The sequence below is a fragment of the Lentzea sp. NPDC004789 genome, from assembly GCF_053601075.1.
Genome location: NZ_JBSGBE010000002.1, coordinates 100,031 through 110,983, shown reverse-complemented (window position 1 = coordinate 110,983; position 10,953 = coordinate 100,031). Strand labels below are relative to the sequence as shown.

Below are 10,953 nucleotides of genomic sequence, written 5' to 3'. Positions count from 1 at the left end.
GCGGGATCAGTGCTGACCGGCGAGCAGGCGGCCCATGGCCACGTCCTCGTCGGGAAAGGGGGTCTCGGAGCCGAAGACCCGCAGCACGCAGGCCTTCGTGAACAGCTCGGCGCAGCGGGCGACGAGGTCGTAGTGCGCGGGCGGGGCGTCGACCCCCAGCCCGGAGGCGGGCAGCGCCGCACAGACGTCGGTCAGCGCGGCCAGCTCGGCGGTGCCGTGCAACGTGGAGGTCACCGGGTCGAACCCGCCCGCGTGCACGGTGAACCGGTCGAACCGCAGTTCCGGCAGCGGACCGTCCACATCGAACAGACCGGGTACGTCGTCCGTGCCGGTGCGCCAGGACCGCCGGGCCAGCAGCGGCAGCTGCGGCAGCACGCTCATCTGGCAGGCGGCCCGGGCGACGTGCCCGAAACCGACCAGCCGCAGGTCTCTGAGCAGTTTCTGCACCAGTGCGGTGGGGCCCTCCCGCAGGTAGGAGTAGGCACCGAGCAACTCGGCGACGCGATCGACCCCGTCGAGCAGCAGCCCGGACACGGCGAACTTCACCAGGGCGCACGTCACGCTTGCCGCCTTCGGCGCCAGGTGCAGGACCCGCAGGCCGACCGCGGCGACGGCCTCGGCGGTCAGCAGCGCGCGGTACACCCGGACCAGCCCGGCTCGCACGTGCGGCAGATCCGTCGCCCTGCCGCCGTAGAGCTCGCGTTCACGCAGGTGCGCGACGGCGATGCGCAACGCGGTGCCGAGGATGCCGGTCGCCATCGCGGGCAACGCCGTGCGGGTGATCTGGAACGCCTTGAGCAGGTTCTCCAGCCCGGAACCGGGCCGCCCGAGCACCGCGTCGCCCGGCACCCGGTGCCGCCGGAAGTCGAAGCCGCCCAGCGGTACGCCCCGCACGCCGTCCGTGGTGAAGCGGGGCAACCTCTCGACGTCCGCGCAGTCGACCCACATGAGCGAGTGCGCCCGCGGGCCGCCGCCGGGGTCGGTGCGGGCGAAGACGACCGCGGCGTCCGCACGGTCCGCGTTGGTGATCAGCTCCTTGCACCCGGTCAGCTCCCAGCCGTCCGGCATCGGTGTGGCGGACAGCGCGGCGGACGCGAGGTCGTTGCCGTGCTCGAGTTCCGTGACGGCGACGGCGAGCCGGCCTCCGCCGAGCAGCAGCCGTGCGGCTCGCCGCTGCTGCTCGGCGTCACCGGCCGTCCACACGAGCAGGGAGGCGATCAGCGGGCCGCCGCCGTGCGCCAGCCCCAGAGCGGGATCACGCCGGTAGAGCGTGCGGACGACGTCCACCAGGTGGTCGAGCCGGGTGAGCCGGCCGCCGAGCGCGGCGGGGACGAAGTGGGCGGCGAGCCCGGTCGCGTGCAGCAGGTCCTCGCCGGGCAGCTCGGCGCGCTCGTCGGCGTCCAGCACGGCACGGGAGCCGAACGGGTTGGCCGGGTCGTCCGGTGCTCCGAGCAGCTGGGTGAGGTCGGTGGCGGTCATGGGGTCACCTCGTTCAGCACGCACGGGAGCCGACCGGGTTGCCCGCGTCGTCCAGCGACCCGACCGACCGGGGCAGGCCGGTGGCCGTCATGCGATCACCTCGTCCAGCACCAGTGCGGCCAGCGACTCGAAGGCCGCGTCGTCGTCGCGTCCGGCCAGCAACGCCAGGCATCCGCGCAGCACCAGGTCCGTCCACACCGGACCGCCGTGACGGGCCATGGCGTGGCACGAGGCCATCGCGTACAACTTCTCGTACCGCTCGGCGAGCCCGAACGCGTGTTCTGCCGGCTTCGCGGAAGGGGTGTGGGCGGCCATCTCCGCCAGCAGCTCGGCGCGTTCGCCGGAGATCTCCTGACAGGTCTGCACCAGGCCGCAGCCGGTCCGCGACGACAGGGACAGCCGCGTGCGGTCGAAGGCGGGCAGCGGCGCCTGCGGGTCGGTGACGATCCGCAGGCCGTCGCCGCAGCCGGTGGAGCGGGCGAGCCGGGGGAACTGGGTCACCAGCGCGGCCCGGTTCACCGCCGTGCTGCCGTCGAAGATCGCGCACACCCGGTGGTCGCGGTCCAGCTTCGCGAACCCGTTGCCGGGCGCGGAGGTCAGGAACGCCCTGGCTCCCAGCAGGTCCGCCACCTCGGACAGCGCGGAGTGGACGATCGTGGGTACGAAGGCCTTGGCGATCGCGGACACCACGCTCAGCTCACCTGGCAGCGCGTGCACCGAGCGGGCGGCGGTCGTGCTCACGGCCTCGGCGACGAGCAGGCGGGCCGCGACCCGGCCGAGCAGGCGCCGCACGTGCGGAACTGCGGCGAGGGTCCGTCCGTAGAGGACACGGTTGCGGGCGAAGTCGCGGGCCAGCCGCAGCGCGTGGTCGGCGGCGCCCAGCGACAGGGCGGTGCAGGCGATCCTGGTGAGCTGGAGGGTCCTCAGCACCACCGACAGCCCGTCACCGACCTCGCCGACCGGCTCGCCGGGAGCGCCGTGCAGGGTGAAGCCGCTGATGTCCGCGCCGCGGATGCCGTGCGTGCGCACCTTGGGGAGGTTGTGCCACGCCTCGGTGCGCTCCACGAGGAACACCGTGAAGCCGCGTGGCCCGCCCTCCGGCGCGGTTCGTGCCAGCACCGACCCGAAGCCGGCCCGGGAAGCGTTGTTGATCAGCCACTTCTCACCGGTCAGCCGCCATCCGTCCGGTCCGTGCTCCGCCCTGACCTCGCCCGCCAGCAGGTCGGCGCCGTGATCGCGTTCGGTGAGCGCCAGGCAGACCGGAGTGCCCTCCCGCAGCAGGCCGGTCATCCTGGCCGTCTGGTTCTCGTCACCGGCGACCCAGACCGGCGCGGCACCGAGGAACGTCTTGCCGTGCGCGATCGCGGCCGTCAGGTCGTGGCGTGCCACGACCCGCAGCGCGGACACCGAGGTGGGGAAAGCGGCTTCTCCGGTCAGCGCGTAGCAGCCGGTCAGGCCCAGTGCGTCCAGGTGGTCCAGAGCCTGCGCGGGGAGCTCGTCCCGCGCGTCGTGCGCGGAGATCACCTCGTCCGACCACGCTCCGCGCCGACCCGAAAGCGCGCTGCGGAGAATCGAAGGCAAATCGGACAATTGTACCCCCGAAGGGTGATCGGAGCCGTAGGTAAAGGAATTGCAAAGATTGTTCGGGCCCGACTTGAAAGATGTGCGCGTCCCCATTGAAAATCACCTCCTGCTTGGGTGGGCGCAACGCTACAACTGCGATTAAGCACTTACGATATGATCCAGGTCACATTCCCATTGAGTGCAGATGTGCAGGTCAGGGTTACTGTGTAGGCGGCGGTGCCGGGCGCGCCTCGCCTGTTCACCTCTCATTAACCAATGGCGGAAGCATCGGAGTCGGACATTGTCGCAGCGCTGGACGCACGCCGCTTCCCGCCATTCACGCGTGCCTGTCATAAAAGTTCGGAACGTTTGTAAGAAATATTCGGAGACGGGTCCCGGGAAATTGGACGCACACGCGTTGAGGGCCGTTGACCTCACCGTCGGCAGGGGGGAGGTGATGGCGTTGCTCGGACCGAACGGTGCCGGCAAGACCACGCTCGTCCGCGTGCTCACGACCCTGCTGCGGCCCGACGCCGGGAGCGCGAGCGTGGCCGGGCACGACGTCGTCACCGACCCCGCCAGTGCCCGCGCCGCACTGGGGGTGGCGGGCCAGTACTCCACTGTGGACACGGTGCTGACCGGCGCCGAGAACCTCCACCTCGTGGCCAAGCTGCGCGGGATGAGCCGGCGGGCGGCCCGCGGGTCCACCCAGGACCTGCTGGCCCGGTTCGGGCTGACGGAGCACGCGGGTCGCCTGGCCGGCACCTACTCGGGCGGCCTGCGGCGCAGGCTCGACCTCGCCGCGGCGCTCGTCGGCTCGCCACCCGTGGTGGTGCTGGACGAACCCACCACCGGTCTCGACCCGGCGAGCAGGCTCGACACCTGGGACGCCGTCGCGGGACTGGCCGCCGAGGGCACCACGATCCTGCTCACCACCCAGTACCTGGAGGAGGCCGAACGCCTGGCCGACCGGGTCACCGTGCTCGACCGGGGGCAGGTCGTGGCCACCGGCACGGTCGACGAGCTGAAGGCGGCCGAGCGCAGCCGGATGGTGCTGGTCACCGCGCACGAGCGCGACGTGACCGCCGTGGCCGGGATCGTGGCGGCCGCGGCGCACACCACGCCGGAGGTCGACCGGAGGCTGCGCCGGGTGGAGGCCACCGTGCTCGACGGGCAACGGGCACTGCGCGACGTCATGGTGCAGCTCGGCGGCATCCGCGTGCTGGAGGCGGGGCTGCACCGGGCGAGCCTGGACGACGTCTTCCTCGGGCTGGTGGCGCGATGACCGTTCTCCGGCAGAGCGCGGATCTGGCGTGGCGCAACATGATCCGGCTGCGCCGCTCGCCCGCGTCGCTCGCGTCGAGCCTCGTCGAGCCCGTCCTCTTCGCGGCTCTGCTCGGTTTCGTGTTCGGCGGCAGCCTGGGCGGACCGGCCTACCGGGAGTTCGTGCTGGCGGGCCTGCTGATGCAGACGGTCACGTTCTCCGCGAGCTTCACCACCATCGGCCTCGCGCACGACCTCCAGGACGGTGCGATCGACCGGTTGCGCACGCTGCCGATCGCGCGGGTCTCGCTCCTGCTCGCGCGCACCACGTCGGACCTGACCGCGTGCCTGCTCAGCGTCACGGTCAGCACCGCCTGCGGGCTCGTGCTCGGCTGGCGGCCGCACACGGGTCCGCTCCAGGTGGCCGGCGCCTACCTGATGGTCGTGCTGTTCGCGTTCGCCATGTCGTGGGCCGGCGCGTTCGTCGCGCTCGTCACCCCCAACGTCCAGGTGGCGGGCAGCATCGGGCTGCTCTGGCTGTTCCCGCTCACGTTCGTGTCCTCCGGCTTCGTCGCCCCGGCCTCGCTGCCGGGACCGCTGGCCACGATCGCGGTGTGGAACCCGATGTCCGGACTGGCCAACTCCCTGCGGCTGCTGTTCGGCAACACCGCGCCGGAGAACTTCCCTGTCCAGCACGGCTGGCCCGCGGCACACGCCGTCCTGTACGGGGCGGCGTCCGCCGTGCTGCTGATCGTCGTCTTCGGTGCCCTGTCGACCTGGCGTTACCGGCTGCGCACCGCCACCTGACCGAAGAGGAGAAACACCCATGACCGAGAAGATCACTCTGGTGTGCCTGCCGTTCGCGGGTGCCGGCGCCTCGGCGTTCGGGCACTGGCAGGCTCTCGCGGGCGACGAGCTGGACGTGCGGCCGTTGTGCCTGCCCGGCCGGGAACGGCGCATCGACGAGGAGCCCTACCGCGACGTCCACACGGCGGTGGCGGGCCTGCTGCCCGGGATCACCGCCGGCCGGGTCGCGTTGTTCGGCCACAGCCTCGGCGCGGTGCTGGCCTACGAGCTCGCGGTGGCGCTGCAGCCCGTCACCGAAGTGGTGGCGCTGTTCGCCAGCGGTTCACCCCGCCCCGGTGACGAACGACCGGAGCGCGCCACCGGGTTGCCCGACGACGAGTTCCTGGCCAGGGTGGCCGGGTTCGCGGGCTTCACCCACGAGGCGCTCGACGACCCCGAGATGCGCGCGATGGTCCTGCCGGCGTTGCGGGCCGACGTGGAGATGCACGAGAACTACCGGCCCAGCACGGATTCCGGACTGGCCGTGCCGATCGTGGCCGTGCGCGGCGAGGACGACGACCTGGTCACCTACGAGCAGGCGGAGTCGTGGAGCAAGGTCGCGGCCGGGCAGTTCGAGCACGTCGAACTGCCCGGCGGGCACATGTACCTGGCCCGCCACGCGCCCGCTCTGGTGCGCCTGATCACCTCCACGCTGCCGTGAACCGCCTGGCGGGCAAGGTCGTCGTGCTCACCGGCGCGGCACGCGGCCTCGGCAGGGTCACCGCGCGGGAGTGCGCCGCGCAGGGCGCGGACCTGGTGCTGCTGGACATCTGCGCGGACCTGCCCGGTGTGCCGTACCCGCTGGGCACGCCGGGACAGCTCGACCACACCGCGCGGCTGTGCCGCCAGGAGGGCGCGGACGTGCTGACCGCGGCCGTGGACGTGCGCGACCCCGTCGCGATCGCCGAGGCCGTGACGCGTGCGTGCGACCGGTTCGGCCGCGTCGACGTGGTGGTGAACAACGCCGGTGTCGCCGCGCCGTCGGGCAAACCCGTGCACGAGATCGACGAGGACGAGTGGAACCTGATGCTCGACGTCGACCTCACCGGAGCGTGGCGGCTGATCAGGGCCGTGGGCAAGCGGATGTGCGAGCAGCGCTCGGGCAGCATCGTGAACGTCGCCTCCACCGCCGGGCTCGTCGGGTACCGGCACTTCGCCGGGTACGTGGCGGCCAAGCACGGCATCGTCGGGCTCACCAGGGCCGCCGCCCTCGACTTCGCGCCGATGAAGGTGCGGGTGAACGCGGTCTGCCCCGGTTCGGTCCGCGACGACGCGATCGCCGAGGGCCGCATGCTCGCCGAGATCGCACGGGCGCTCGACGTCCCCGTGGGGGAGCACGAGCAGGCGTTCACGGAGGCACAACCGATGAACGCCCTGATCGAACCGCTCGACGTCGCCCACGCCGTCGTCTACCTCGCCTCCGACGAGTCCAGGCAGGTGACCGGCTCGGTGCTCACCGTGGACGGCGGCTTCGCCGCCCGCTGACCGACCGCAGGAGAAACCCATGACCTGTCACGCACTTCGCGTTCCCGGCGGCACCGGAGCGGACGCCTGGGTGGTGGACGTGCCGGTGCCGTCCACGCACCCGGACGCCGCCCGCCGCCGCGAGATCGAGCTCTGCCGGCCCACTGCCGACCGACGGCGAGTCCTCCTGCGCTACGCCGACGGCCTGACCGATCTCGTGGTCGTGGCGAACCGGGACCGCTACGACGCCGCGGCCCTGCGCGAGCTGGCCGACGGCCGAAACCCTTCGCCTACCGCGGTCCCGGTGGCCTCGGCCGTTCCCGCACCGTCCGCACCGGGCTGGGGGCCGTCGGACGGAGGCCCGTCAGGGTGGTACGAGCTGTCTGCCAGCGGAAACCCCGCGCTCACCCCTGCACTGTCCACACCGGACTGGGGCCTGCCGGACGGAGGTCCGCCCGGCCGGTGCGAGCTGCCCGTCGAGGAGCCTGGCGACGCGTCGGCGTGGCGCAGGGCGCTCGATGTCGTGCTCGGCGTCTACGGTGGTGGCGAGGCCGTCACCTTGCTGTTCTGCCAGGAGGACATGCCCGGCGAGTACCTGCCCTTCCTGGAACCGGTGACGCCGTTGACGTTCTCGGTGTTCCGCGACAGCGGGGGATGGGTGCTGCGCTGCGACTTCCTCGCCACGCACGTCGGAGCGGCGATCGCCTGCCAGTTCACCCGCCACCTGCACACCGTGCACGCCGGTGGCCAGGTGATGGACGCCGCCGAACGCGACCGGGTCGCCGCACTGGGCCGCTCTCCCGCGCTGCACACGGAACCGATGACGATTCCCTGGGCGTACCAGCGGATCGCGGCCGTGCAGCCGCAGTCGGTCGCGCTGACCGACGGCCAGGACACGTGGACCTATCGGGAGCTGGACGGGTGGTCCGACGCACTGGCCCAGGGGCTGCGGGCCCGCGGCGTGACGGCCGGTGACCGCGTGGGCGTCTGCCTGGAGCGCGGTGCCGAGCTGGTCGCGGTGCTGCTCGCCGTCATGAAGGCGGGCGCGGCCTACGTCCCGCTGGATCCCGCGTATCCGGTGCAGCGCCTGGCCTTCACCGCCGAGGACGCCGGGCTGGACGTGGTCGTGTCGCGGTCCGCGCAGTTCCCCGGCGTGTCACCGGACGACCTGACCGGGACCGCGGTCCTCGGCGAGGGTGCTCCCGGTGACGCCGCCTACGTGATCTACACGTCCGGCTCGACCGGGCGGCCCAAGGGCGTGGTCGTCCCGCACCGCAACGTGATCGCGCTCGTCGACGCCACCCGCGACACCTGCCGGCTCGGCGCGGACGACGTGTGGACGTGGTTCCACTCGGCCGCGTTCGACTTCTCCGTGTGGGAGATCTGGGGTTGTCTGCTGACCGGCGGCAGGCTCGTCGTGGTGCCGTACTTCGTCTCCCGCGAACCCGGCGCGTTCCGCGACCTGCTGGTGTCCGAGAAGGTCACGGTGCTCAGCCAGACGCCGTCGGCGTTCGCCCAGCTGCTGGCCACCGAGCACCGGGACGCCCGCGTCCGGCTCGTCGTGTTCGGCGGCGAACCGCTGGACACCAGGATGTTGCTGCCGTGGCTCGATCACCACCTCGACTGCGAGATGGTGAACATGTTCGGCATCACCGAGACGACCGTGCACGTCACCGCGCAGACCGTCACCCGCGAGCTGGCGCTGGCCGGTTCGCGGTCCGTCGGCTCGGCGCTGCCCGGCTGGCACCTCTACGTCGTCGATGCGGCGGGCGAGCTGCTGCCACCGGGTGTGGCGGGGGAGATCGTGGTCGGCGGCGCCGGTGTCGCGGACGGCTACCTCGGGCGTGAAGAGCTGACGGCACAACGGTTCCGGCCGGATCCGTTCGGTGCCGGGAGGGTGTACCACAGCGGCGACCTCGGGCGGTTGCGCCCGGACGGCACGCTCGACCACCTCGGCCGCATCGACGGGCAGGTGAAGCTGCGCGGGTTCCGCATCGAGCCGGACGAGATCCGGGCCGTGCTGCTGGAGGACCCGGCGGTGCGCGCCGCGGCGGTGGTGCTGCGCCAGGACGACCCGGCCGACGCCGCCACGGCACGCCTGGACGCCTACGTGGTGCTGGCGTCGGGCACCGCGGCGGAGGTGCGCGCCAGAGCCGCTCGCCTGCTGCCCGAGCACATGGTGCCGGCCGCGGTGACCGTGCTGGAGGCGTTGCCGTTGACGCCCAACGGAAAGCTCGACGTGGCGAAGCTGCCCGCACCGGTCGCCGTTCAGGTCGAGGAGGGCGACGGCGACCTCACCGCGAAGCTGCGCGCGATCTGGAGCACGGTGCTGGGCACGGACGTCGGGCCGGACGACGACTTCTTCGACCTGGGCGGCAACTCGTTGCTCGCGGTCCGCCTGGGTTCGGCGATGAGGGCGGGCGGCCTGCCGGACGTGCGGCTGAGGGAGCTGTACCGTCACCCGACGATCAGCTCCCTGGTCGCCTCCCTGGCGTGAGACCGGCGTGCCGTCAGAGGTGCGCGGCGAGCGGGTCCAGCTCGCCGCGCAGGAACAGCTCCCGCATCGCCGACCGCTGCACCTTCCCGCTGGTCGTGCGCCGCACCGAACCGGGCCGGACGAGGACGACACCGGGCGCCGCCCCGAACTCGCGCGCGACCGTCTGCCTGATCGCGGAGGCGAGCTCGGAGAGGCGTTCGGCACCCCAGCGGGCGCGGACCTCGTGCACCACCACCGGCCGTTCCGGGTCGGGCACCGAGAACACCGCGCCGTGCAGCCCTTCCAGCTCGCCGTGGCACATCCGCAGCTCCTGCTCCACGTCGTGCGGGTGCACGTTGCGGCCGTGCAGCACCATGACGTCCTTGAGCCGGCCGGTCACGTAGACCTCGCCGTGCAGGACACCTCCGAGGTCGCCGGTGCGCAGGAACGGCCCGAACTCGCCCCGGTTCCAGTACCCGGTCGTGACGCTCGGGCCGCTCAGGCAGATCTCGCCGATCCGGCCCTCCGGCAGCTCGGTTCCGGTGGCGGGGTCGACGATGCGCAGTTCGGTGTCCTGGGGACGCCCGCACGACACGAGCTCCTTGCCGTTGCCGGGCCGGAGAATCCCGTTCGCCACCGCGTCCGCGTCGATCTCGGTGACCAGCGGCGGACGACCGGCCCGGCCGGTCACCATCAGCGTGCTCTCGGCGAGCCCGTACATCGGCACGAGTGCGTCCGGCCGGAACCCGGCCGGTGCGAACCGCTCGGCGAAGGCGCGCACGGTCCGCGGCCGCACCGGTTCGGAGCCGCACACCGCGGTGGTGAGACGCGAGAGGTCCAGCTCGGCGAGCTGGTCGTCGGAGATCCGCCGGACGCAGAGGTCGTAACCGAAGTCGGGTGCGGCGGTCCCGCCGACGTCGTAGGTGTCGATCATCCGCAACCAGTGGAAAGGCCTGCGCAGGAACGACATCGGATCCATCTGCACGTAGCCGGCGGTGCGCAGCAGCCCCGGCAGCATCAGGCCGATGAGGCCCATGTCGTGGTGGAGCGGGATCCAGCCACCCAGGCGCTGGTGCGGCGCGAGCCCCAGCGTGCGCACGATGTTGCCGACGTTCGCGACCAGGTTGCGGTGGCGCACCACCACGCCCTTCGGCGTCCCGGTGGAGCCGGAGGTGTACTGAAGCATGGCGATGGCGTCACCGCCGGGGCTCAGCTGCACGTCGTCCTGGTCGAGAAGAGCGTCCGCGGCCGCGCACGGCACCTGGATTCCCGCCCCGGCAAGCCACTTGGCGGTGTCCTCCATGCCCGCCGAGTCGGTCAGCACGGCGCTGATGGCCGCGTCCCGCGCGATGGCGGTGAGCCTGCGCTGCTCGTGGGAGAACCTGCCGGCCCGCGAGCTGGGCACCGCGATCATCCCCGCGTACAGGCAGCCGAGGAAGGACGCCGGGAAGTCCAGACCGGGCGCGTGCAGCAGCAACACCCTGCTGCCCGGCGCGCAGTGCTCCCGCAGCCACGTCGCGGTCCTGCGCGCGGCCTGGTCGAGCTCCAGGTAGGTGAGGTGGTGCGCACCGGCGTCCACCGCGGGGTCGAAGACGAACGTGCAGGCGCGCACGGCCGGTGTGCGGTCGACGCGGGCGCGGTAGAGAGAAACGAGATCTTCCATGTGCCTCAACACCTCCGGGGCCCACCATGCCCGTGATGACCGGCGCCGGGCAAGCGCTGAGACCGGGTTCACAGTCCACAGTGGACTGTGGTGTCCCGGCTCTTTCGCGCGCCCGGAGAAGGCAACCGGGTGGTGTTCGTCGAATGTTCGACGGGTCCCGTGGAAGTGAAATTCATCGAAATGCTGCCCGCGTTCCGTT

At 72.2% G+C, this 10,953-nt stretch carries 8 protein-coding genes; 5 read left to right on the top strand and 3 right to left on the bottom strand.

The genetic code is table 11. From position 1 onward, the window contains the following. Window positions 1-6: 6 nt before the first annotated feature. Window positions 7-1,479 carry an acyl-CoA dehydrogenase gene (locus tag ACWEIJ_RS04735; RefSeq protein WP_449835819.1) on the bottom strand — a complete coding sequence of 491 codons (1,473 nt, stop codon included), beginning with the start codon at window positions 1,477-1,479 and terminating at the stop codon, window positions 7-9. Window positions 1,480-1,566: 87 nt separating this feature from the next. After that, the gene (locus ACWEIJ_RS04730; protein ID WP_449835818.1) at window positions 1,567-3,060 is read right to left on the bottom strand and encodes an acyl-CoA dehydrogenase; all 1,494 of its coding nucleotides are present in this window, start codon (window positions 3,058-3,060) and stop codon (window positions 1,567-1,569) included. A gap of 325 nt (window positions 3,061-3,385) precedes the next feature. Here ACWEIJ_RS04730 and ACWEIJ_RS04725 point away from each other — a divergent pair, with 325 nt between their 5' ends. From ACWEIJ_RS04725 to ACWEIJ_RS04705, 5 genes are read left to right on the top strand one after another with little or no spacing between them, the layout of a single operon-like run. Further along, window positions 3,386-4,327, top strand: coding sequence for an ABC transporter ATP-binding protein (locus tag ACWEIJ_RS04725; protein WP_449836343.1), 942 nt, complete (start codon window positions 3,386-3,388; stop codon window positions 4,325-4,327). Then, on the top strand, window positions 4,324-5,112 hold the full coding sequence (locus ACWEIJ_RS04720) for an ABC transporter permease (RefSeq protein ID WP_449835817.1): 789 nt from the start codon (window positions 4,324-4,326) through the stop codon (window positions 5,110-5,112). Before ACWEIJ_RS04725 ends, ACWEIJ_RS04720 begins: the two co-directional genes overlap by 4 nt. A gap of 19 nt (window positions 5,113-5,131) precedes the next feature. Beyond that, window positions 5,132-5,812, top strand: coding sequence for a thioesterase II family protein (locus tag ACWEIJ_RS04715; RefSeq protein ID WP_449835816.1), 681 nt, complete (start codon window positions 5,132-5,134; stop codon window positions 5,810-5,812). Beyond that, window positions 5,809-6,636, top strand: coding sequence for an SDR family oxidoreductase (locus ACWEIJ_RS04710; RefSeq protein ID WP_449835815.1), 828 nt, complete (start codon window positions 5,809-5,811; stop codon window positions 6,634-6,636). Before ACWEIJ_RS04715 ends, ACWEIJ_RS04710 begins: the two co-directional genes overlap by 4 nt. A gap of 19 nt (window positions 6,637-6,655) precedes the next feature. Continuing rightward, window positions 6,656-9,112 (top strand): amino acid adenylation domain-containing protein, encoded by a 2,457-nt coding sequence (locus tag ACWEIJ_RS04705; RefSeq protein ID WP_449835814.1) that lies wholly within the window; start codon window positions 6,656-6,658, stop codon window positions 9,110-9,112. A 13-nt stretch (window positions 9,113-9,125) separates the two neighbouring features. Here the strand turns inward: ACWEIJ_RS04705 and ACWEIJ_RS04700 are convergent, their stop codons facing one another. After that, the gene (locus ACWEIJ_RS04700; protein ID WP_449835813.1) at window positions 9,126-10,754 is read right to left on the bottom strand and encodes a fatty acyl-AMP ligase; all 1,629 of its coding nucleotides are present in this window, start codon (window positions 10,752-10,754) and stop codon (window positions 9,126-9,128) included. Window positions 10,755-10,953: the final 199 nt, after the last annotated feature.